This is a genomic window from Chitinophaga eiseniae, from assembly GCF_900167135.1.
Lineage (GTDB): Bacteria > Bacteroidota > Bacteroidia > Chitinophagales > Chitinophagaceae > Chitinophaga > Chitinophaga eiseniae.
Genome location: NZ_FUWZ01000002.1, coordinates 2,125,205 through 2,146,671, shown reverse-complemented (window position 1 = coordinate 2,146,671; position 21,467 = coordinate 2,125,205). Strand labels below are relative to the sequence as shown.

22 protein-coding genes and 2 tRNA genes are annotated in these 21,467 nt (G+C 50.0%); 8 read left to right on the top strand and 16 right to left on the bottom strand.

Translation table 11 applies throughout. From position 1 onward, the window contains the following. Positions 1-6 precede the first annotated feature (6 nt). Genes B5D63_RS18645 through B5D63_RS18625 form a run of 5 tightly spaced genes read left to right on the top strand, consistent with a single transcriptional unit; the run spans position 7 to position 5,746 of the window. A complete protein-coding gene (locus tag B5D63_RS18645) occupies positions 7-1,257 on the top strand; it encodes a Pycsar system effector family protein (protein ID WP_078670239.1) in 1,251 nt (416 codons plus the stop codon). 6 nt (positions 1,258-1,263) lie between these two features. After that, positions 1,264-3,255, top strand: a complete 1,992-nt coding sequence (ppk1, locus tag B5D63_RS18640) for a polyphosphate kinase 1 (protein ID WP_078670238.1) — start codon at positions 1,264-1,266, stop codon at positions 3,253-3,255. Between the two features lie 28 nt (positions 3,256-3,283). Next, positions 3,284-3,793: a thioredoxin family protein gene (locus B5D63_RS18635; RefSeq protein ID WP_078670381.1), complete on the top strand. Its 510-nt coding sequence runs from the start codon at positions 3,284-3,286 to the stop codon at positions 3,791-3,793. A 7-nt stretch (positions 3,794-3,800) separates the two neighbouring features. After that, positions 3,801-4,310 carry a DUF4442 domain-containing protein gene (locus tag B5D63_RS18630; RefSeq protein WP_143312964.1) on the top strand — a complete coding sequence of 170 codons (510 nt, stop codon included), beginning with the start codon at positions 3,801-3,803 and terminating at the stop codon, positions 4,308-4,310. A gap of 29 nt (positions 4,311-4,339) precedes the next feature. Next, on the top strand, positions 4,340-5,746 hold the full coding sequence (locus B5D63_RS18625) for an MBL fold metallo-hydrolase (protein ID WP_078670237.1): 1,407 nt from the start codon (positions 4,340-4,342) through the stop codon (positions 5,744-5,746). Positions 5,747-5,785: 39 nt separating this feature from the next. On the opposite strand, the gene B5D63_RS18620 is transcribed toward B5D63_RS18625, so the two are convergent. Together B5D63_RS18620 and B5D63_RS18615 are read right to left on the bottom strand one after the other, a co-directional pair. After that, positions 5,786-8,953, bottom strand: a complete 3,168-nt coding sequence (locus B5D63_RS18620) for a ligand-binding sensor domain-containing protein (RefSeq protein WP_078670236.1) — start codon at positions 8,951-8,953, stop codon at positions 5,786-5,788. A gap of 179 nt (positions 8,954-9,132) precedes the next feature. Further along, a complete protein-coding gene (locus B5D63_RS18615; protein WP_078670235.1) occupies positions 9,133-9,477 on the bottom strand; it encodes an SDR family NAD(P)-dependent oxidoreductase in 345 nt (114 codons plus the stop codon). An 82-nt stretch (positions 9,478-9,559) separates the two neighbouring features. On the opposite strand from B5D63_RS18615, the gene B5D63_RS18610 reads away from it, so the two are divergent. Further along, complete coding sequence (locus tag B5D63_RS18610; RefSeq protein WP_078670234.1) at positions 9,560-9,949, top strand: winged helix-turn-helix transcriptional regulator; 390 nt, start codon at positions 9,560-9,562, stop codon at positions 9,947-9,949. Here the strand turns inward: B5D63_RS18610 and B5D63_RS18605 are convergent, their stop codons facing one another. The 7 genes from B5D63_RS18605 to B5D63_RS18575 all read right to left on the bottom strand — a co-directional run bounded on the left by B5D63_RS18605 (position 9,950) and on the right by B5D63_RS18575 (position 13,115). Further along, positions 9,950-10,687, bottom strand: coding sequence for a bleomycin resistance protein (locus B5D63_RS18605; RefSeq protein ID WP_143312963.1), 738 nt, complete (start codon positions 10,685-10,687; stop codon positions 9,950-9,952). It lies immediately after the preceding gene. A gap of 130 nt (positions 10,688-10,817) precedes the next feature. Next, complete coding sequence (locus B5D63_RS18600) at positions 10,818-11,006, bottom strand: class I lanthipeptide (RefSeq protein WP_078670232.1); 189 nt, start codon at positions 11,004-11,006, stop codon at positions 10,818-10,820. Between the two features lie 174 nt (positions 11,007-11,180). Continuing rightward, positions 11,181-11,252: transfer RNA gene (locus B5D63_RS18595), tRNA-Glu, on the bottom strand. Between the two features lie 115 nt (positions 11,253-11,367). Beyond that, positions 11,368-12,051, bottom strand: coding sequence for a DUF1345 domain-containing protein (locus B5D63_RS18590; RefSeq protein WP_200817018.1), 684 nt, complete (start codon positions 12,049-12,051; stop codon positions 11,368-11,370). 84 nt (positions 12,052-12,135) lie between these two features. After that, positions 12,136-12,411, bottom strand: coding sequence for a hypothetical protein (locus tag B5D63_RS18585; RefSeq protein WP_078670231.1), 276 nt, complete (start codon positions 12,409-12,411; stop codon positions 12,136-12,138). Positions 12,412-12,414: 3 nt separating this feature from the next. Beyond that, entirely contained in the window at positions 12,415-12,696 is a 282-nt protein-coding gene (locus B5D63_RS35470; RefSeq protein WP_078670230.1) for a hypothetical protein, read from the bottom strand. A gap of 347 nt (positions 12,697-13,043) precedes the next feature. Further along, positions 13,044-13,115 (bottom strand) — tRNA-Glu (locus tag B5D63_RS18575). Between the two features lie 140 nt (positions 13,116-13,255). Between B5D63_RS18575 and gap the strand changes: the two genes are divergently transcribed. Continuing rightward, positions 13,256-14,272, top strand: a complete 1,017-nt coding sequence (gene gap / locus B5D63_RS18570) for a type I glyceraldehyde-3-phosphate dehydrogenase (RefSeq protein ID WP_078670229.1) — start codon at positions 13,256-13,258, stop codon at positions 14,270-14,272. A gap of 162 nt (positions 14,273-14,434) precedes the next feature. Further along, on the top strand, positions 14,435-15,625 hold the full coding sequence (locus tag B5D63_RS18565; RefSeq protein WP_078670228.1) for a phosphoglycerate kinase: 1,191 nt from the start codon (positions 14,435-14,437) through the stop codon (positions 15,623-15,625). A gap of 209 nt (positions 15,626-15,834) precedes the next feature. Here B5D63_RS18565 and B5D63_RS18560 read toward each other — a convergent pair whose 3' ends face one another. From B5D63_RS18560 to rpsP, 7 genes are all read right to left on the bottom strand, one after another. Then, complete coding sequence (locus tag B5D63_RS18560) at positions 15,835-17,106, bottom strand: lytic transglycosylase domain-containing protein (protein WP_078670227.1); 1,272 nt, start codon at positions 17,104-17,106, stop codon at positions 15,835-15,837. Positions 17,107-17,116: 10 nt separating this feature from the next. Next, positions 17,117-18,562 (bottom strand): Asp-tRNA(Asn)/Glu-tRNA(Gln) amidotransferase subunit GatA, encoded by a 1,446-nt coding sequence (gene gatA, locus B5D63_RS18555; protein ID WP_078670226.1) that lies wholly within the window; start codon positions 18,560-18,562, stop codon positions 17,117-17,119. Positions 18,563-18,612: 50 nt separating this feature from the next. Continuing rightward, positions 18,613-18,876 (bottom strand): Sec-independent protein translocase subunit TatA/TatB, encoded by a 264-nt coding sequence (locus tag B5D63_RS18550; protein WP_078670225.1) that lies wholly within the window; start codon positions 18,874-18,876, stop codon positions 18,613-18,615. Between the two features lie 165 nt (positions 18,877-19,041). Further along, on the bottom strand, positions 19,042-19,389 hold the full coding sequence (rplS, locus tag B5D63_RS18545; RefSeq protein ID WP_078670224.1) for a 50S ribosomal protein L19: 348 nt from the start codon (positions 19,387-19,389) through the stop codon (positions 19,042-19,044). 153 nt (positions 19,390-19,542) lie between these two features. Continuing rightward, positions 19,543-20,214 (bottom strand): tRNA (guanosine(37)-N1)-methyltransferase TrmD, encoded by a 672-nt coding sequence (gene trmD, locus B5D63_RS18540; protein WP_078670223.1) that lies wholly within the window; start codon positions 20,212-20,214, stop codon positions 19,543-19,545. Positions 20,215-20,331: 117 nt separating this feature from the next. Further along, entirely contained in the window at positions 20,332-20,910 is a 579-nt protein-coding gene (gene rimM / locus B5D63_RS18535; RefSeq protein WP_235021574.1) for a ribosome maturation factor RimM, read from the bottom strand. Positions 20,911-20,948: 38 nt separating this feature from the next. Continuing rightward, positions 20,949-21,407, bottom strand: a complete 459-nt coding sequence (rpsP, locus tag B5D63_RS35785) for a 30S ribosomal protein S16 (protein WP_078670222.1) — start codon at positions 21,405-21,407, stop codon at positions 20,949-20,951. Positions 21,408-21,467 lie beyond the last annotated feature (60 nt).

Sequence of the window (21,467 nt, the reverse complement as noted above, 5' to 3'; positions counted from 1 at the left end):
AAGCATATGCAGAACAGCTCACTCATTGATGCCGCAAGAGACTTTGTAATGGCCCAGTACCAGCAGCATCCGCATCCTGAACTGGTATACCACAACCTGGAACATACGCTGCAGGTGGTAAAAGCGGCCGCACAGATTGCCGCCCACTACCGCCTTCAGGACGAAGAACTGCTGGCCGTTTACGTAGCTGCCTGGTTCCATGACGCGGGCTATCTGCTGGGAGAAGCCGGTAAACACGAAGAAAACGGCGCTACAGAAGCAGTTAACTTTTTACAAAGCCAACAGGCGCCCGAGCAAATACAAGCCATGGTAAAAGGCGCTATCCTCGCCACTAAAATGCCACAATCGCCTCATAACCTCGTAGAACAGATCGTGTGCGACGCCGACCTGTTTCACCTTGGATCTAAAGACTATGCCGACCGGAACAAACTGCTGCGCAAAGAAGTAGAGCTGAGAACACAGCAGGAGATTCCCGGCAGCACCTGGCTGGCCAGCAACATCAAATTCCTCACCGCCCACCATTACTGGACGGACTACGCACAGACCTATACCAAACAACAAAAAGAAGAAAACCTGCAGAAGCTGTATAAAAAAATGGAGAAAAAAACTGCCGAAGCCGCAGAAAAAGCAGCTGCCACACCGGTAGCCGCTGTAACAGACAACGCCGCCACCGCCGATGCGAAGCTGCCGGAGAAAAACAAAAAGAAAGACAAGGATAAAAAGCCGGACCGCGGCGTGGAAACCATGTTCCGCATCACTTCCACCAACCATATCCGCCTGAGCTCCATGGCCGACAGCAAGGCGCATATTATGATATCGGTCAACTCCATTATCATTTCCTTTATGCTCACCGTGCTGGTACGGCGGCTGGAAGATTATCCCAACATGGTGCTCCCGGCGGTCATCTTCCTGGTCACCTCTGTTACCACTATCATCTTTGCAGTGCTGGCCACCCGGCCCAACGTCACCAGCGGCACCTTCACCGCGGAAGATATCAACAACAAAAACGCTAACCTGCTGTTCTTCGGTAATTTTTATAAGATGAAGCTGGATGAATACGAGTGGGGGATGCGGAAGATGATGGACGACGCCGATTTCCTTTACGGCAGTATGACCAAAGACGTATACCATCTTGGCGTAGTACTGGCGCATAAATACAAACTGCTCCGTATATCCTATAACGTTTTTATGTTTGGCCTGATCGCCTCTGTGATGGGTTTCATGATCGCCGCCATCTTTTTCCCGGTAAAAGCATAAGTATTCATGGCTATTCCTTTATATAACCGCGATCTCAGCTGGTTGTCCTTCAACTACCGGGTATTGCAGATGGCCGCCGATCCGCAGGTACCACTATACGAACGCATTAAATTCCTGTCCATCTTCTCTTCCAACCTCGACGAGTTTTTTCGGGTACGCATGCCCGCCATCCTGGCGATCAACAAAGTGCTGGAGCGGGAGCCTGACGCCGCCGGCGAAGAATCACCTGCGCCCGAGACCTTACAGGAAGTGATGGACACCATCAACCGCCACCAGGAAGAATACGGGAAGATATTTGCCGGCATGGTGCTACCGGCACTGAAGGAAAAGGGCATTACCCTCTTCTACGGCCCCGTTCCCGCACCTGAACTGGCTGCCCGCACCAGGTCCTATTTCCAGTCAACCGTACAAGCGTGGCTGCAGCCTGTATGGCTTAGTCAACGGCATAAAAAATTCTTCCCGGAGAACAACGCATTGTACCTCGTAGTGACCGTCAGCCCGCAGGTCACACCTGATAGCCAGGAGATCGTGCTGGTGAACATTCCTTCCGGGCTAAAACGTTTCATGACGCTGGATACGCCCGATAGACAGTTTCACATTGCGCTGCTCGACGATATCATCCGCGCCCACCTGCCTTACCTCTTCCGGGGGTATATCATCCATCAGAGCTATGGCATCAAACTCACACGCAATGCGGAAATAGATATGGATGAAATGAAAGGCGACGTGCTGGAAGAAGTGGAAACCATGATCCGCAAGCGCGAGCTGGGCGTGCCTACCCGCTTCCTGTATGATGCCTCCATGCCGTTGTCGCTCCGCAACTTCCTGGCAAGCCAGTTTGAGGTGGCCGACAATGAAATGGTGCCCGGTGGCCGTTATCACAACCTGAAAGACCTGGCAGACCTGCCCATGCCGGCAGGCCTCCCCCATGCCTTGTATCCCAAAGCCCACCCGGTAGCGCAGCCCGAAGCTGCCGCCGCCGACTACCTGCTGGACCTGATACAACGCCGCGACCTGCTGCTGCATCTCCCGTATGCGCAATACGATCCCGTATTGCGCTTCTTCAGCGAGGCAGCCGTAGACCCTGACGTGGAAGAGATATACGTAACGCTCTACCGCATTGCTTCCGGCTCACAGATAGCGCAGGCTTTGATCAGCGCCGCACAAAACGGCAAGACGGTAACGGTGTTCGTGGAACTCAAGGCACGCTTCGACGAAGCCAATAATATCCGCTGGTCCAAGAGAATGAAAGAAGCCGGCGTAAAACTGATCTACAGCATCCCAGGCATGAAAGTACATGCCAAAACAGCGCTGGTAAAGCGCCGGCGCGGCTACCGCTGGGACTATTCCGGCCTGATCGCCACCGGTAACTTCAACGAAAGCACCGCCCGGTTTTATACAGACCACGTATTGTTCACTTCCCATGCCGGCATCACCCGGGAAATGGAACTGCTGTTCCTCTACCTGCAAAGCCGGGAGCAGCCTATGGCTTACCACTTCCTGCAGTTTGAACACCTGCTGGTAGCCCAGTTCAATATGCTTACCCGCTTTACGGACATGATAGACCGGGAGATCGCCAACGTGCAAAAAGGACTGCCGGCCAGGATCACCATCAAAATCAATAATCTCCAGGAGAAAGCGATGATCGCGAAACTGTACGAGGCCAGTCAGGCCGGTGTAACGGTGGACCTGGTGGTGCGCAGCATCAACTGCCTGCAGACCGGTATCCCGGAAAGCGAAGGTATCCGTGTGGTGCGTATCGTGGACCGGTACCTGGAACACGCGCGGGTGTTTATTTTCCATAACAACGGGCAGGAAGAAATATATATGGGCTCGGCCGACTGGATGAACCGGAACCTGCACCGCCGTATTGAAGTATGCGTGCCCGTATATAACACCACCCTCCGGCAGCAGCTGAAAGACATCGTGTCGCTTCAACTGGCCGACGGCCACCAGGCGCAGCAAGCCATACAGGCTTATGTGCAAAATATAGTGTAAATTAGATACGATGAATAAATTGAGTATTATGAAGAAGATAGTATGGGCATTACTTCTTGGACTGTTCTTCGCCTTACCGGCGATGGACGTACAGGCGCAGACACATGACCTGGAACACATTTACAACCCGGCCGCCGATGCAAAGGCGGATATAGCCGCCGCCGTTAAAAAGGCTGCCCGGGAGAATAAACATGTGCTGGTACAGATAGGTGGCAACTGGTGCATCTGGTGCAAACGGCTGTATAAATTCGTGGAAGACGACGCCGAGCTGAAAGCCGCCATGAACAAAGACTACGTGGTATATCACCTTAACTACAGCAAAGAAAACAAAAACCTGCCCATCCTGAAAGAACTGGGATTTCCACAGCGTTTCGGTTTCCCGGTACTGGTAATACTGGACGGCAAAGGCAACCGGCTGCATACGCAGAATACGGGACTGCTGGAATCGGCTGACTCCTACGACAAAAAGAAACTGACGGAGTTCTTCAGACAATGGTCGCCAGCTGCTTTGCAGCCTTCCAATTACGTCAACGAATAATACTGCCATGAACAACGGCATAACTACTTTTAATACGGATGCTGTGCATACTTTTATAAAGTTTGCGCAGCATCCGTTTAAATTCAGGGCTTACCTCTTCTGGAAGCTTCCGGCAGCCTGGCTGGCCGGCGTACGGGTACGGGCCATCGGAGAAGATGCCTGCACCACCTCTGTACCCTACCGGTGGCTGTCACAAAACCCGTTCCGTTCCACCTACTTCGCCTGTCTGGCTATGGCTGCGGAAATGAGCACCGGCCTGCCCGCCATGATGTATGTTCAGAGCGCACCCAAACGTATATCCATGCTTGTTACCGGACTGGAATCCACCTTCGTGAAAAAAGCCACGGGCCTCACTTACTTCACCTGTAACGATCTCCCCGCCATGAAGGCAGCCATAAGCAAAGCCATGAACCAGGACGAGGCAGTCACCGTTACCATGCGCAGCGAAGGCAGGGACAAACAAGGCACGCTAATTGCCTCGTTCGCGGTCACCTGGTCTTTTAAAGGAAAATCATAAATGGTGGTCATCACCCTAAATCAAGGATAATGAAAATAGCATTCCATGGTGCGGCCCGTACCGTTACCGGCTCCAAGCACCTGATCACACTGAAGAACGGAAAAAAGATCCTGCTGGACTGCGGCATGTTTCAGGGCATGGGCGCAGAAACAGATGAGCTGAACAGAGACTTTGGTTTTGACCCGGCTGAAGTCACGTATATGATCCTCTCCCACGCCCACATCGACCACTCCGGCCTGATTCCCCGCCTGGTGAAAATGGGCTACAACGGCGATATCTATTGCACGCCCGGTACCCGCGACCTCACCGAGATCCTGCTGCTCGACTCCGCAGAAATACAGGAAGATGATGTGAAGTTCACCAACAAAAAAAGAGCGAACGAAGGCAAACCATATGTGCTGCCGCTGTACACCGTAGAAGACGCCAAAAGCGCGATCCGGTCACTGAAACCAGTCGGTAAGTACAACACCTGGATCGACATTGATTCGGATATACAGCTGATGTTTACCGACGCCGGTCATATCGTAGGCGCCGCCTCTGTACACCTGCGCATCACGGAAAACGGCAAAACAGAACAGATCTCTTTCAGCGGCGATATCGGCCGCTATAATGACGCCATCCTCAAATCACCCGCTACCTTCCCGCAGGCAGACTACATCCTGATCGAGTCTACCTACGGCAGCACCCTGCATGCCGACGCAGCTCCCGCCGATGCAGAACTACTGCGGTATATCAAAGAAACCTGCGTGGAAAAAAGAGGAAAGCTGATCATCCCGGCATTCAGCGTAGGCCGTACACAGGAACTACTGTATGCCCTGAACAAAGCACAGATCAACGGTACCCTCCCCCGCGTGGACATCTTCGTGGACAGCCCGCTGTCTACTGAGGCTACAGCCGTTACCAAAGCGCATCCGGAAGTATTTAACAGGGAAGTCTCTGACCTGCTGAAACGGGACAACGACCCGTTCGATTTTCCGGGACTCCACTATGTAAAATCTGTAGATGAATCCAAAGGCCTTAACTTCCGCAGGGAGCCATGCGTGATCATCTCTGCCTCCGGTATGGCGGAAGCCGGCCGCGTGAAACATCATATCGCCAACAACATCGACGAAGAGCGCAACACCATCCTCATTGTAGGCTATTGCGAACCACAGTCGCTGGGCGGACGGCTCATGCGAGGCGCCAAAGAAGTATCTATCTATGGTACCCGCTACGCCGTAAAAGCGGAAGTAGGCGTTATCCGCTCCATGAGCGCACATGGCGACTACGAAGATCTCAGCCAGTGGCTGGCCTGCCAGCATCCGGGAGATATAAAGAAATTATTCCTCGTGCACGGCGAATACGACGTACAAACGATCTTCAAAAAATGGTTGTTCAAAAAAGGATTTCTCGATATAGAAATCCCGGAAAGACATTATGAAATTGGTTTGAGATAAACACGCATGAATAACGGATTACAGCCGCCCTGTGGTCCGTTATTCATGTACATAGGGAAACCAGATGTTAACCCTCGTCCCCGTGGCGTTTCCGGCGCCGTCATTCAAATCTTCGATATCAAAGCTGGCGTCCATATTAAAACGGCTGTTATAGAGCTGTAGCCTGTCGCGGGTGATCTGCAGTCCGCGGGAGTAATGCTGGCTGTCTCCTCTCCGGAGCGCTGCCGACCTGGACCTGCCGATACCGTTATCTTCGATGGTGCATAATACCCTGTCGCCTATACGGGCAAACATGATCCTGATTTTTCCCTTATCGGGGATATGCAGGATGCCATGCCAGATGGCATTCTCCACAAATGGCTGCAGGATCATGGTGGGTATCTCCACGAAATCCGGCTCCAGCTCAGGGTCTACGATGAACTCATATTCAAAGGCGTCTGCGAAACGCAGCTTTTCCAGCTCCAGGTAATTGGTAAGCATATTCACCTCTTTGGAAACAGGAATATTATTCAGTTGGGAGTTGTCGAGCACATTACGGATAAGCCGTGCAAACCGCGCCAGGTAAGCGAGCGCCTGCTCCGTTTCACTCTTCATCATAAATGTCTGGATAGAATTCAGCGCATTGAAAATAAAATGCGGGTTCATTTGTGCCCGCAGCGCCTTCATTTCCAGCTGGGCCATCTGCTGCTGGATAGCGGCTCGCTCGCGCGCTTCCTTCTTCACCGAGGAGATGCGCAGCCTGATGTAAAGATATATCAGTCCCAGTGCCAGCAATACGCAGAGAATACGGAACCAGGGCGTTTGCCAGAACGCCGGCCGGATAAATATTTTCAGCACACTGGTATGCAGAGAGGCGGTGCCGGCCGAGTTGACCGCCCTTACCCTGAAAGTATAATTCCCAGGCGCCAGGTTGGTATACTTGGCCACCAACATGTTGTCCGCACTCACCCAGTCTTCATCCAGCCCCTCCAGCTGATAGAAGTAACGGATCTTTTCCTGGTGATAGGACAGGCTTTTGAATTCTATGCTGATGATATTTTGGTGGCGCTTCAGCTCAACAGGTTTATTACCCAGCAGTGCTTCTTCTATCAATACAATGCTGTCCAACGCTTTCATATTGACGATGGTCACATCGGGCGGAGGTGGCGCCACCCGTAGTTTATCCGGTTCAAATACGACAAAATAGTCAGATGCGCCGATCAGCAAACGACCATCTTTCAGCCACGTAATACGGCGCCGTACCTTACGATAGTTAGCGATAATATCGTCGTTCTGGGTAAATGTCTCCAACTTTCCATCGGGGATGGTGTAGCGGTAAAAGCCATAGGGCGTGATGAACCAGAATTTCTCGTGCGCATCTTCCCGGATATTCAGCACCCATTCGTCAAAGAGCTGTCCGTCAATCCTCACGGGTACGTAAGTGCCCTGCCGGGTGTTGTACATCCAGAGCCCGTGATCGGTCCCGGCCAGCAGCGTGCTGTCATTATATCTCACCAGGGAGGTAACATTGTTATAGCTGTGCTGAAGCCATTCAAAGTTCTGCCGGGTAACGATCTGACGCCTGTGGGGATCAAAAAGGATCAATCCACCGCCGCTGGAAGCCAGCCATAGCAGCGAATCCCGCTCTGTCACGATCTGTAACACCGACAAAGGCCGTTTTAACGAATCTGTGATTTCATGATAATAGGTAAACTGGTTGGTCTGTGGATTCCAACCGGCCAAACCACGTTTGTAAAGTCCGATCCATACAGCCGTATCTCGCTGCGCGAATATCCGTAACAACGTTTGTTCATGGAATACCGGGGAGTTGAAATGACGGACAAACCGTCCGGTAACGGGATTAAAGAGCGACAGGTTGCCGTTCTCCTGTCCTACGAGAATAGTACCATTTGTCAGCTCTGCGAAACTCCAAACCAACCCTCTTTCTTCAGGAATAGCTGTGGTCGTATCTGCACCGTGAAAATAATTGCCGAGCAATTGCAGACGGGCTGACAATCGGCTGAACCCTTTTCCCCAGTATCCTACGTATACGTCGCCGTTACTCGCCTGAAAAATACCGGTCACCTCTCCGGCAGGCAATCGTTCTGTTGTTTTTTCAAAAACAGTACGATGGTCCAGCATACGGAATGAAGTATCATGAATATTGAGGATGTTCACTCCTCTGTCTGTACCGATCCATAAGTACCCTTCCCGGTCGCTCAGCATACAATTGGCTTCGTAGTCATAATGAAACCCTCTTTCATCCGCGTTGTTGCTCCTGATATTGAAATCGAACCGTTGCAGGGAATCGTTCAACCGGAAGATGCCGCCTTTTTCCGTAGCCACCCAGAGTTGCTGGTTACCGTCGGTCATTACGTCAAAGATATGATCAGCTTCCGGGGTATTGAAGCGGTGCTCCCGTAGCGTATTCGCGGTGGGCGTGTATTCGTAGAGGATACCTTCTCTCCCTGCCAGCCATATGCGGTGGCGTTTATCGGTATAAATCTTTTTAAAGCTGTTGCGGATATCCAGTACCGGCAGGTGGCCGGGATTATTACCGGGCGAGAACAACTGTTTACGGTTACGGTCAAGGATATACAGGTGTTCTTCTCCGCTGAGCCAGAGGTTTCCGGCTTCGTCTTCCATAATGCCGTCCTGCATTTGCAGGCGGTCGGTTTCGGGCACCATGGAGGCTTTATGGAAACTGAAGGAAGTTTCGTCGAACTGCATGAGGCCATCGCGGGTGGTGGCCCATATGACGCCGCTGTGGTCCTGTATGATATTGCTGCATTGCAGTCCCTCCGGCAGCTCCGTCCTGTCGGCCACTTTGAGGGTTTTGATGAGCATCGTTACCGGATCGTATACACGGATATTGTCCGGGGTACCCATCCAGATGCGGCCACGGTTATCTTCACAGAGGCAGATATCGTCGTAGTAGATGGAGCCCGGCACCCGGTCGAAATTAGCCATGGTAACGAGATTGGTACCGTCGTACCGTTGCAGGGCGGTGCTGGCGATCCAGATAAATCCTTTACGGTCCTGCAGGATGGCAGATACATGGTTGCTGGCGAGGCCGTTGCTGATATCAAGGTGCCGGAAATGATAAGAAATGTTTTCCTGCTGTGCACTGGCAGTAAACATTACAAAAAGGCAGCACAACAGGGTGCAGAGATACCTCGTTGTGCCATACCGTAATGGAGCGATTGACCAGATAATCTGTTCGATCATGGTGTTCAGGAAAAAAGTGGCTGCAAGATAAAAGTACTAAATGTTTATCTTCCTATTTCAAAAATCGGTCCCGCTTAGTGTTGATGCAGTCCGTACCACCCTCTGCATAGCCCGGCCGGCCCCTGGCATGGGCATGAAAAGTGGGGCCAGCGGCAGTTACAGGCTCATGCCGCCGTCCATCACCAATTCTGCGCCGGTGATATATCCATCACCTGATCGAATACCGCTTCCGTGGCCTGCTCGATAGCCGCTCCGCCCAGTACGCCGGCATTGATGAACAGGATATCCACCTTTCCGAATGTTGTACTGACCGTGTCTGCGAGGTTTTCGATGGCTGCGAGGTTACCCTGGTCAGCTACGAGCCCGGTAACGCCCAGTTCCGCCGCGGCGGCGTCTACAGCTTCTTTACGTCGTCCGGTGATGATGACTGTCGCGCCCTGTTGTTTTAATTCCTTTGCCGTAGCATAACCGATGCCGCTGTTACCGCCGGTCACAACGGCTGTTTTTCCTTTCAGTGTTTCCATGATTGGTATGATTTAATAATTCATGGCAAAGGTATGAGGGAATTGGTATAACTTTGTAACCAGTATAACAGAGTATACCAGTATGACAGATAAAAAAAGAGGGAAAGAAATAGCCGAAGTGCTGAGCAATCCCCGCAGCCAGAAGGATGAGCTGCAGGCGTTACAGGATACTATTTACGTGATCGGCGGAAAATGGCGGCTGCCCATTATCAATTCCATCTGCAATGGCAACAACCGTTTCAGGGAAATAGAGCGCAGCATTCCCGGCATCACCACGCGGATGTTATCCAGGGAGCTGAAGGAGATGGAAGCTAATCAGCTGATTAAAAGAACGGTGACTCCGACCGTTCCGGTAACCGTGGAATATACCGCTACCGGTTATTGCCGCACCTTCGGAGATATTATCCTGGAGATGATCAAATGGGGAAAAGCGCACCGGAAGAAGATCATCAGGAGCCCGGAAAAGGATTGATCAACGTAATCCCAGTTCTTCCTGTATGTTTTCAAAAATGGCGATCTCGTCTTTAATGAGATGATGGTCCTGTATTTTCGCCAGCTGCTTTATCACGGTTGGCTGTAATTGTTTCGCTGCTTTCGGGTCCTCCGTTCTGTGAGCGATGCTCATTTTCAGCACCAGTAACTTAAAGGTGATGTCTGCTTCATCGCCGGCATCGTTTTTTAATGCTTTGTCGATGACCCGCAGCGCTTCTTCGAAATCTTCTTTTCCGTTGGCCAGTCTGTCTGCCAGTTCGGAGGCTTTGCCCAGCGCAGTGCCGCTGGCCGGTTTCTTTCCGTTTTCTTCAAACAGCAGGCTGTCTGTTTTAGCGATGGGCTGCCCTACCCTGATATAGTTTCCTGAAGGATCCACCAAAACGAACTGCCTGGCCCCATAAGCGGGCATATCTTTTATCTGGTTGATTCTTGGTATTCCTTTGAGCGGAATTTTGCCGTACAGCGCTTTCAACCCTGCTCTGCAATGATTGTAAAACGTATCTATCTCATCTACTCTCAGGAAACAGGTGCTGAAGTTGGTTGCCGGCTTCAACTGTTTTAATCCAAAGAAATGAAGTTCTATGTCTTTGATTTTTAGTCCGACGTAATTGTTGGGAGCTTTTTGCTGGTAGGTGATAACAGCGCCAATGGCCATGTAGAAGTTTACGGTATCATTGATGGAAGTGCTGGGCAATAAGGGTATCGCGAAGTTTGTCATCCTGTTTGTTTATGTGAATAGTAGTGGCAGCGCTTCCATGCATCTGCCACTACTATTTCAGCAAAAGACTGCAGTCAGAAGATACTAAACCATGTTAATTCCGACTTACAAATTAAACTAAAACTGTTGATCACTTACATATCTTAGTGGGACGTGCCATGGATGGGCAGGAAGGGTCGTAACTGTCACATCCATTACATCTGGTGTTGATAGCCCGGCCACCACCGCGAACATCGTTTTGCTGTTCAACGTTCAAATACGCCAGCGCTACTTTTTTCAGGCCGACTTTTTTCTGCAGGTCAATGTTTTTCTTTTTCATAACAGGATGGTTTAATGAACGATAAATATACACGGTAGTGCTGCACAAGACCTGCAGTAACAGTGGAAACCCGGCGGGTACGGAGGGTTTAGAAAAAGGAACAGGAGGTTAGTGTAGTAGTGAAATCAGCGCAAAAGAAAAAGGCTCCTCGTCATGAGGAGCCTTCAGCTCTTGTACCACGTACGGGAATCGAACCCGTGATTCCTCCGTGAAAGGGAGGCGTCTTAACCCCTTGACCAACGCGGCATTTCCGTTTTGGGATTGCAAAGATAGGGAATAGTTTTACATCACAAAATTTTTTTTTAATTTATTTTTCGGGAGATGTTTGACATGATAAAGAGTTGCTTTTTTATGGAGCACTTCATCGGTGAATCAGGCCCGCGATCAGGTTGATCGTCAATGCCATCACAAAAGTATTGAGCAGATAAGACAACAATCCATGTATCAGCACGGTGCGCCGGATAGCGCGACTGCTGATCTCCACATCCGAAACCTGGAAAGTCATACCGATCACAAAAGAGAAATAAGCGAAGTCCACATAGTCGGGATATTTCTCCTGCGGAAAATCCAGTCCGCCAGCATGACGGCTGCTGTCATTCACATCATCGTCGTAAAACAGATGCGCGTAGTGAAAGCTGTAGGTGGTATGTACCAGCGCCCAGGAAGATAAGATGCCAACAATAGCCACCGGCAGGTAAATACCCGGTTTCTCCGGCTCGTCAGACACCATCAGCAACGCAACAATGATCATACTCGCAAAAGAAGACACCAGGAGGAAGATGGTCACGAATGTACGTCCGCCGTCATCTTCCCGGGCCCACGCGCGAATTTCAGGCACCTTCCGCCACACAAACACCAGCCAGGCGATGCTGATATAGGAAAGGGCGAAAACATCCCATAAAAGCACGGAAAGCACCAATGGACTGATGGGAACGTGACATACCCTCAATATTGTCCACACAAGTGCCGTCAGCCCCAGGCTGATCATACTGCGCTGTAAAGGATAGAGACGGATGACATCATTAAGCTTTCTCCGTTTTGCCATAAGATTTGCGGATTTGAGGTATGTGCTATTAAAAATAGCATTTTTATGCAGGGTCCCCTCAGTATTTTTCAGCAGGCTGCGCACTTATTTTTTAGTCAGGGTCCGTAGCAATACCGGCAGTACTTCGTCTGTATCATCCAGCAAATGGTCTTGCAATATAATATCAGGACGCACCCCCTCTGGCTTTTCACTCTTGTTGGGCCGGACAATATATCTTTTGGGCACTTTAACAACCATCTTCGTCCGGGGCAACTGAAACGAAAATTGCGACGCATACAACGTAGGCATATCACCCGTTTCCTCTCTCACAATTTTGCCAAACCCATAGTCCTGTATTAATGCGGCGCCCACCGCAGCCATGGATTATGTCTGACGGTTTACCAGCACATATACCCCGCCATTAAATCTTTGCGAGACAGCCTTCGGCTGTTGAGCGGGCAAATCATACCGGTATACTTCCCCGTCTGAATGTTGCAGAATGGCACGGGAATAATCGTTGGCGGTATCCTTTTGTTTCCGGGTTTCGCGTTTCAGGATAACACCGGTCCGGAGTGTAAAATCAGCGTTCCATCGAAAAGGTTTGGACGCAAAACAGGAAATAAGATAATCGCAGATTATCTCCTCCCGGATGATTCCGGAGATCAATGATCAGATGGCGGATGTTGGCATTTTTAATCGCCTTAAAAACCGAGTCAATGTATTTTCTGTATAAATGCCGGCAGTAGCATCATGAGGAAGGGGAACCGATATCGGGGCATAAATCGATATTAAAATAAAGATGGCAGATAATCCTCTAAATATAGATCAGCGGATGGAGGTCAACAAAAAACACAGTGGCAACGTCCTGTTGGTATGGGTATGGCGGTTGCAGGAACTTTCCGAGTCAGGCCACTATCGGAAGGCATCTTTCTAATGAATTGATAATCAATATAAAAAATAGAAAATGGGATAAAACAAAAAAAGCTGACAGATGATCTGTCAGCTTTACTTCGTACCACGTACGGGAATCGAACCCGTGATTCCTCCGTGAAAGGGAGGCGTCTTAACCCCTTGACCAACGCGGCGTATCGTTTTGGGATTGCAAAAGTACATTATTGTTTTATATTTCCAAAAAAATTTTTGATAACTCAAATTTATATTGATTAATAAACGCATTGATTGTAAATTCGCTCTCGATTTTTTCATACTCAAATCACGACAAAAAATGGGAACTACTCTCAAAATTGGTATTAATGGATTCGGCCGTATCGGTCGTTTGGTATACCGCCAGATTTACAAAATGCCCGGCATTGATGTGGTAGCTATCAATGACCTTACCAGCCCAACCGTGCTGGCGCATTTGCTGAAATATGATTCAGCGCAGGGTAGGTTTGATGCAGAAGTTAAACATTCCGAGAACGCAATTAATGTGAACGGCGAAGATGTGAAGATATATGCACAAAGAGACCCGTCTCAAATTCCCTGGAAAGAACACGACGTTGACGTAGTAATTGAGTGCACCGGCTTCTTTGCTGATAAAGACAAAGCTGCTGCGCACATCACTGCTGGCGCTAAAAGAGTCGTAATTTCCGCTCCTGCTACCGGTGATCTGAAAACCATCGTGTTCAACGTAAACCACGAACTGCTGGATGGCAGCGAAACCGTGATCTCCTGCGCATCCTGCACCACCAACTGCCTGGCTCCTATGGCCAAAGTGCTGCAGGACAAATACGGTATCGTTACCGGCCTGATGACCACCGTACACGCTTACACCAACGACCAGAACACCCTCGATGCCCCGCATCCGAAAGGTGACCTGCGCCGTGCCCGCGCTGCTGCCGCCAACATCGTTCCGAACAGCACCGGCGCTGCAAAAGCAATCGGCCTGGTACTGCCTGAACTGAAAGGCAAACTGGACGGTAACGCACAGCGTGTACCTACCATCACCGGCTCTCTCACGGAGCTGACTACCATCCTCGGCAAAAAAGTAACAGCAGAAGAAGTGAATGCAGCGATGAAAGCAGCTTCCAACGAATCTTTCGGTTACACCGAAGACGAAATCGTAAGCTCCGACATCATCGGTATCCACTACGGTTCCCTGTTCGACGCTACCCAGACAAAAGTAATGACCGTTGGTGATCACCAGCTGGTTAAAACCGTGTCCTGGTACGACAACGAAATGAGCTACGTATCTCAGCTGGTTCGTACTGTGAAGTACTTCGCCGGCCTGATCAGCAAATAATCAATCGTATCCCCGGCAGCCACTGCCGGGATACTTTTTACATTCCGCGGAACAACTACACCATAGCAGCAGCCAGGCCAGATCATTTTGGTTGAAACTCGCTTTGTGCTGTTGGCCCGCGGTTTTTTTTATGGCTAAATCCTTTCTCTTAAATCGCTACATATGAGCAAATTCTCCGACTATAACTTCAATGGCCGCAAAGCCCTGGTCCGCGTGGATTTCAACGTTCCCCTGAACGATAAGTTCGAGATTACGGACGACACCCGCATGCGCGCTGCCGTTCCCACCATCAAAAAAATCCTCAAAGATGGCGGCGCTGTCATCCTGATGTCCCACCTTGGCCGCCCGAAAGATGGTCCTACTGATAAATACTCTTTAAGACACCTCGTATATCACCTCATCTCCCTGCTGGACGGCGCCACCGTTAAATTTGCAGAAGACTGCACCGGCCCCGTAGCCGAAAAAGCCGCTGCCGACCTGCAAATGGGTGAAGTGCTCCTGCTGGAAAACCTGCGTTTCCATAAGGCGGAAGAGAAAGGCGATGCCTCCTTCGCTGAACAGCTGGCCAAACTGGGCAACGTATATGTCAACGACGCCTTCGGCACCGCCCACCGCGCACATGCCTCCACTGCTGTGATCGCTCAGTTCTTCGCGCAACCTGACCGTATGTTCGGCCTCCTCATGGAAGCAGAAGTGTCCAACGCAGAGAAAGTGCTGAACAACGCTACCGCCCCTTTCACCGCCATCCTCGGCGGCGCTAAAGTGAGCGATAAAATACTGATCATCGAAACACTGATGGACCGCGCCAATAACATCATTATCGGCGGCGGCATGGCTTATACCTTCCTCAAAGCACAAGGCAAGGAAATAGGCAACTCCCTCTGTGAAAATGATAAACTGGACCTCGCCAATGAACTGCTGGAGAAAGCCCGCACCAAAGGCGTTCAGCTCGTCCTGCCGGTAGATTCCGTTGCGGCGGACAAATTCGCTGCCGACGCTGCTACACAGGTGGTGTCCAACGATAACATTCCCGCCGGATGGATGGGCCTCGATATCGGACCTGCTTCCGTAGCGCTCTTCAGCGAAACCATCCAGGCCTCCAAAACCATCCTCTGGAACGGTCCTATGGGCGTCTTCGAAATGGAAGCATTCCAGAAAGGCACCAAAGGCGTTGCGGACGCCATCGTGCTGGCCACCGCCCAGGGAGCGTTCTCCCTCGTAGGTGGCGGTGACTCTGTAGCGGCGGTTAACCAGTTCGGACTGGCCGACAGGGTAAGCTACGTGTCTACCGGCGGCGGCGCCATGCTGGAGTTCTTCGAAGGCAAGGTACTGCCCGGCATCGCAGCCATCTGATTGTAATATCTATCAAACATAACAGCATTACGGATTTGCAGGTAAAAGACTTCCACCCTGCAAATCCGTATTTTTCTTTTGCCGGCAGCATAGTGAAACGGCTATAACGCTGCTGGTTACACGTTGATAAAACAACCGGTCAAGTCATAAAAAAACCCGTGCAGTAATACCTGCACGGGTTTCTTATTTTCTTTTATCAGCAGAAGGAACTACCTTTTGCGGGTAGTGGCCTTCTTTTTGGTCGTGTGTTTTTTGGCAGCGGTATATTTTTTTGTGCTGCTGTGTTTTTTAGCGCTGGTAGCCACTTTTTTGGCAGGCGCTGTTTTCGCCGCAGGCATTTTAGCCGGAGGCGGGAACTTGGATTTGTCCACCCCTACTGCCTTATCGTCCAGCGTCATCTGAACGGACTCTTTCAGCATCTCGTCTTTTTCCGCGAGGAAAAGTTTCATTTTTTCTTTCGGGACGCGCAGGTCGTAATTATTTTCAGCGCTGGCCATTGCTTTGGCAAAACCCGGGTTGTAACGGTCCAATTCCGCTACAGACATCTCCAGTTTTTTGGCGATGGCTTCCAGGCGATATTTGCCGGTCACGTTGATTTCCACACTACCGAAGATCTCATCTTCTGTCAGCGGGCCTCTTGCCACAGCGGTGGTAGCAGCCGCAGGAGCAGCGGTATTTTCTGCTACGGGCATGCCGGGTTCATCGCTCACGCCGAAGAAATTGTTGAATCGATCGAGGATATAACCGGTAGCAATGAATTTGTAAACGTGGTTACGGGATTCTGCAGGCAGGAAATATTGCATACCCCAGAAGTCTTCACGGCCGCTGGCCTTCATGGCGCGTTGTACGCCACCGGGACCGCAGTTGTAAGCTGCTACTACCAGCAACCAGTCATCAAACTGCTCATACAGTTTGTTGAGGTACTGTGCCGCAGCCATAGTGGATTTGTAAAAGTCTTTCCGTTCGTCTACTTTTTTACCTACGTTCAGACCGAAGATGCGGGCGGTACCGGCCATAAACTGCCAGGCGCCAACGGCTCCTACCCTGGAACGTGCATTGGTATTAAAGCTGGATTCGATAACAGCGAGATATTTCATCTCTTCCGGGATACCGTGTTCGCGGAAGATTTTCTCTACCATGGCAAAATAAGGCTGACCTTTTTCCACCATGATCTGCAGATGCTGGCTGTACCGGGTAGCGTAGTTGTTTACATAACCGGCCACCAGGTTGTTGTTGATCTGTTCGTATACTTTAGCGCTGCGAATGGTGTTCGGCAGGCTCTGGGCAGCTTTCTTCACTGCCATGGTGGTGGGAGTAGGCACTACAGAGTCTTTCGGCAAATGTACTTTGCGGAATTTCACTGTAGTGTCGGGCGAGACCCGGGGAAACGCCGTCTCTTTAGGTACGCTGTTGCTACCCATTACCTCCACACTTCCTAAACTCAATGCTGGCAACAGCAATAGTAAAAAGATTTTTCTCATACAATTTATTTTAAACAATCGATGCCCTGTCAGTTGCCATCAGCTGATGAGCAATTTGTAACAAGGCCGCTTCGTCAAACTTCTTTGTGATGATCTGTACACCGTATGGCATTCCGTTTGAATGCCGGCCCAACGGCACCGAAATGGCCGGGACCCCTGCCAGATTTGCCAGTACCGTGTATATATCAGCCAGGTACATGGCGATCGGGTCTTCTGTCTTCTCTCCTAGTTTAAAAGCTGTCGACGGCACCGTTGGCATTAAAATGGCGTCGAACTCATCCAGTATCTCGTTCAGCTTGTCTGTAACGATTCTTCTTACCTGTTGTGCTTTCGTATAATAAGCGTCGTAATAACCAGCACTCAATACAAAAGTCCCGAGTAATATACGACGTTTTACTTCTATACCAAACCCTTCTGACCTGTTTTTTTTGTAAAAATCGACCAGTTCAAGGTTTTTTTCGTTGGTCCGGTGCCCAAATCTGACCCCGTCATAACGGGACAGGTTGGAGGATGCTTCTGCCGTTGTCAGCACATAATAGGCGGGAACCACATAATCAAGGTAGTCAAAACCTTTACCGGTAACGGTATGTCCTGCTGCTACAAGGCTTTCAAAGAGGTCTATATAGCCATCCTTCATTTCAGCATCCAATCCTTCATGGTACTGGGCATCTCTTAAATACGCAAACCTGTAACTTTTATTGTGTGACAGGTGTTGCTGATAATCAGGGACTTCCCGCTGGGCTGCTGTACTATCAAACTCATCCGGTCCTGCGATCACCTGCAGAACCGCCGCCACATCAGCAATTTCCTTGCCGAAAATGCCTATCTGATCAAAAGAGGAGGCATAGGCGAGCAGGCCATGGCGGGAGATCCGGCCGTAAGTCGGCTTAAGCCCGATGATACCGCAGAAATCCGCCGGTTGGCGAACAGAGCCGCCAGTATCACTGCCTAAACTTACCAGACAAAGGTCCGCCTGCACCGCTACGGCAGAGCCTCCTGAGGAGCCTCCCGGTACCCGGGTATTGTCCAACGCGTTCAGGGTAGGCCCATAAGCCGAATTTTCATTGGTAGACCCCATCGCGAATTCATCGCAATTTAGATTACCAATGATAATAGCATCTGCAGCCAGCAGCCTTTCCACGGCTGTAGCCGAATAAATAGAGGTAAACCCTTCCAGTATCCTGGAAGCGGCACCTACATGATGGCCTTTATAGCAGATCACATCTTTAATACCTACCACCACTCCTGCCAGCGCACCTGCCGGTTGACCGTTTTTGATCCGTTCATCCAGCTCCCGCGCTTTTTCCAGGGCTTCCTCCTCATACACTTCCAGGAAGGCATTCAAATGTTTTAACTGCGCTATCCGGTCGAGATACGCACGTACCTGTTCCGTACAGCTTGTACTGCCGGCGTATAATGCTTTATGAAAAGAAGCAATACTGCTGAATTCAGTCAAAGCTAAATCAGTTAAAATATTAAAATCAGGGACAGTTATGTTACGCCGGATTATGCGTTGTGTTGAGCATCAGTTGGCTTAGTGTCGGTAGTAGCGGGCTGCACAGGCTTTTCCCTCATACCTTCTTCAATTTCCTGGCGCACATTGTTTTTGGCGTCATTAAACTCACGGATACCTTTACCTAATCCCCGCATCAGTTCAGGGATCTTTTTGCCACCGAACAGCAGTAATACCACAACGGCAATCAACAGCAGTTCAGACATGCCAATATCCTGGAGAATCAAAAATGATGGTTTTACAAAAACAGCAGTCATCTTCTCAAATGTTTGTTTAAGTTATCTAACTCAACAAAGATAGCTTATAAAATCCGCTTTTTCACCCGTTGGCGTTGTTAAAACACAGATTTAATAGCATTTTAAGAACACGAAAAAAGCGGAGCCATGCGGCCCCGCCTGTAACTAATTTCCCTGTATTTTATACTAAACCCTTTTTTCTTTGATACGGGCTTTCTTACCAGCACGTTCACGCAGGTAATAAAGTTTCGCTCTTCTTACTTTACCTACCTTGTTCAACACGATAGCATCGATATGAGGAGAGTAAAGCGGAAACAGTCTTTCCACACCAATACCGTCAGAAATTTTTCTAACAGTGAAAGACGCAGTAAACCCTGTACCCTGGATTTTCACCACATCACCTTTAAAGGACTGAATCCTTTCTTTATTACCTTCCACGATTTTATAATTGACAGTGACGTTGTCGCCTGCTTTAAACTTAGGGTACTGTTTTTTAGCTGTCAGTTGTTCGTGAACAAACGAAATTGCGTTCATCTTTCAAATATTTATGGGAGTGCAAAAGTAAAACAAGAATTGGCATTTACCAAATTAAATCGCGAATAAATCTTGGGATTATCCACCTTTTTTCCGGATTTGCCTGCGGAAAACACAGACATGGTCAATTCTGTTATTTTTTAAGTAGTTAATTTACAACAAGTCAGGTCGGCGGGCTTGGGTCCTTTCCACGGCCTGCTGATGCCGCCATTCCTCAATTTTTTTATGGTCGCCGCTCAGCAGCACATCGGGCACTTTCCAGCCGCGGAACTCTACGGGCCGGGTGTATACCGGCGGCGCCAGCAGGTTGTCCTGGAACGAGTCGAACAAAGCGCTGGTTTCATCGTTGAGCACCCCCGGGAGCAACCGCCCGATGGCATCCACGAGCACCGCGGCACCCAGTTCCCCGCCGGACAGCACATAGTCGCCGATAGAGATCTCCTTCGTAATGAAATGGTCCCGGATACGCTGGTCAATACCTTTGTAGTGCCCGCACAACATCAGGAGGTTGCCCTTGAGCGACAGCTGGTTGGCCATCTGCTGGTTCAGCGTTTCCCCGTCAGGCGTCAGGTAGATGATTTCATCATACTTTACTTTGGCCTGCAGCGATTCTATGGCGTTGACGATCGGTTCCAGCATCATGACCATGCCGGCGCCTCCGCCAAACTGGTAATCGTCTACCTGGTTATGTTTCAGGCTGGAATAGGCCCTCAACGGGTGCACATGTACTTCCAGCATCCCTTTTGCCTGGGCCCGCTTCATGATGGAATGGGACAGCGGGCTTTCGAGAAGCTCCGGCAGTACGGTAATGATATCTATCCGCATAATGATATTGCTTTTTTCCCCGGGGCTGAAACCCTGGGTTACCCCAAAGCGCAGGACCCATAGCCTCCGTTTTGGCGTATTGTTCTCCACATCAGTCTGGTCGTCCCAGGGGCTGACTTATGGGTTCGTATATAATTCTACCAGTCCTTCCGGCAAATCGAGGTGTACCACCTGCTTCTTGCGGTCCACTTTTACGAGGGACTGGTCATTGACGGGCAACAGGGCTTCTTTTCCCTGGATTTGCACCTTTATCAGCACCTGCATCGGCATTTCGATCACTTCCTCCACGGTGCCCAGTACGCCGTGGTGAGCGTCTTCCACTGTAAAGCCCAGCAAGGCCAGCGGGGAGGAAGCCGCTGTTTGCGCCTTAAAATCGTCTTCCTGAAGGTATATCTGTCCGGGAAGCAGCTTCTGAGCGGCTTCCTTGGAGTCTATCCCTTCAAGGCGGATGTAGATATGCGCTGCGTCCTTAACCGTCGCCTGCTGCAGGAAATAGGGAATAAAGCTGTTTTTCCTTTCTTCCAGGAAAACAGCGGTAACGCCTTTGAGGGCGGATCTTTTGCCGAGGCTGTGCCTTACCAGCAATTCACCCTGTAATCCGTGCGCAGACACCAGTTTTCCTATACTGAAATAATTGTTCATCATATTGAGCGTGCCCTGCCATGAAATTAAAAAAGGAAATATTTGCGAATGCAAACATTTCCTTTTTCAGGTATTGTTAAAACGTTGCCGTTTTATGCTTCTGTACCTTCTCCTTCTGCGGGTGCGGATGGAGCAGCAGGAGTGTCTTCAACCTTTCTTACGATAGGAGCGGCAACTCTTGCTTTTCTGTGACCGTCGCGACGGGCAGATACTTTCTGTTCGTGTTCAGCTTGCCATTGTGCGAATTTCTGGTAAGCAGTAGGCTCGTCGAACAGGTTCAGGGTAACACCTCTTAACAGGTGTTTCAAATACAATACACCTTTGAAAGACAGGATCCGTCTAACAGTATCGGTAGGCTGAGCGCCTTTCTGCAACCAACGCAATGCTTTTTCAGTATCGATGTTGATGGAAGCCGGAACTGTTAATGGATTGTAAGTACCAATTTTCTGGATGAATTTACCATCTCTGGGAGCGCGAGCGTCGGCTACTACGATAAAATAGAAAGGCCTCTTCTTTGCGCCATGTCTCTGCAGTCTGATTTTTACTGGCATAAATAAGTCGAGTTATTTTTTGCGAGTTAGGAAATATTGTTTAATTAGGGATGCAAATGT

Coding starts and splice junctions, on each gene's coding strand:
- B5D63_RS18630 (WP_143312964.1), top strand. CDS start 3,801: ATGAACAACGGCATAACTACTTTTAATACGGATGCTGTGCATACTTTT.
- trmD (WP_078670223.1), bottom strand. CDS start 20,214: ATGCGGATAGATATCATTACCGTACTGCCGGAGCTTCTCGAAAGCCCG.
- B5D63_RS18625 (WP_078670237.1), top strand. CDS start 4,340: ATGAAAATAGCATTCCATGGTGCGGCCCGTACCGTTACCGGCTCCAAG.
- B5D63_RS18620 (WP_078670236.1), bottom strand. CDS start 8,953: ATGATCGAACAGATTATCTGGTCAATCGCTCCATTACGGTATGGCACA.
- ppk1 (WP_078670238.1), top strand. CDS start 1,264: ATGGCTATTCCTTTATATAACCGCGATCTCAGCTGGTTGTCCTTCAAC.
- B5D63_RS18550 (WP_078670225.1), bottom strand. CDS start 18,876: ATGACTGCTGTTTTTGTAAAACCATCATTTTTGATTCTCCAGGATATT.
- B5D63_RS18635 (WP_078670381.1), top strand. CDS start 3,284: ATGAAGAAGATAGTATGGGCATTACTTCTTGGACTGTTCTTCGCCTTA.
- gap (WP_078670229.1), top strand. CDS start 13,256: ATGGGAACTACTCTCAAAATTGGTATTAATGGATTCGGCCGTATCGGT.
- B5D63_RS18605 (WP_143312963.1), bottom strand. CDS start 10,687: ATGACAAACTTCGCGATACCCTTATTGCCCAGCACTTCCATCAATGAT.
- B5D63_RS18560 (WP_078670227.1), bottom strand. CDS start 17,106: ATGAGAAAAATCTTTTTACTATTGCTGTTGCCAGCATTGAGTTTAGGA.
- B5D63_RS18600 (WP_078670232.1), bottom strand. CDS start 11,006: ATGAAAAAGAAAAACATTGACCTGCAGAAAAAAGTCGGCCTGAAAAAA.
- B5D63_RS18645 (WP_078670239.1), top strand. CDS start 7: ATGCAGAACAGCTCACTCATTGATGCCGCAAGAGACTTTGTAATGGCC.
- B5D63_RS18565 (WP_078670228.1), top strand. CDS start 14,435: ATGAGCAAATTCTCCGACTATAACTTCAATGGCCGCAAAGCCCTGGTC.
- B5D63_RS18610 (WP_078670234.1), top strand. CDS start 9,560: ATGACAGATAAAAAAAGAGGGAAAGAAATAGCCGAAGTGCTGAGCAAT.
- B5D63_RS18585 (WP_078670231.1), bottom strand. CDS start 12,411: ATGGCTGCGGTGGGCGCCGCATTAATACAGGACTATGGGTTTGGCAAA.
- B5D63_RS18590 (WP_200817018.1), bottom strand. CDS start 12,051: ATGGCAAAACGGAGAAAGCTTAATGATGTCATCCGTCTCTATCCTTTA.
- rplS (WP_078670224.1), bottom strand. CDS start 19,389: ATGAACGCAATTTCGTTTGTTCACGAACAACTGACAGCTAAAAAACAG.
- B5D63_RS18615 (WP_078670235.1), bottom strand. CDS start 9,477: ATGGAAACACTGAAAGGAAAAACAGCCGTTGTGACCGGCGGTAACAGC.
- rpsP (WP_078670222.1), bottom strand. CDS start 21,407: ATGCCAGTAAAAATCAGACTGCAGAGACATGGCGCAAAGAAGAGGCCT.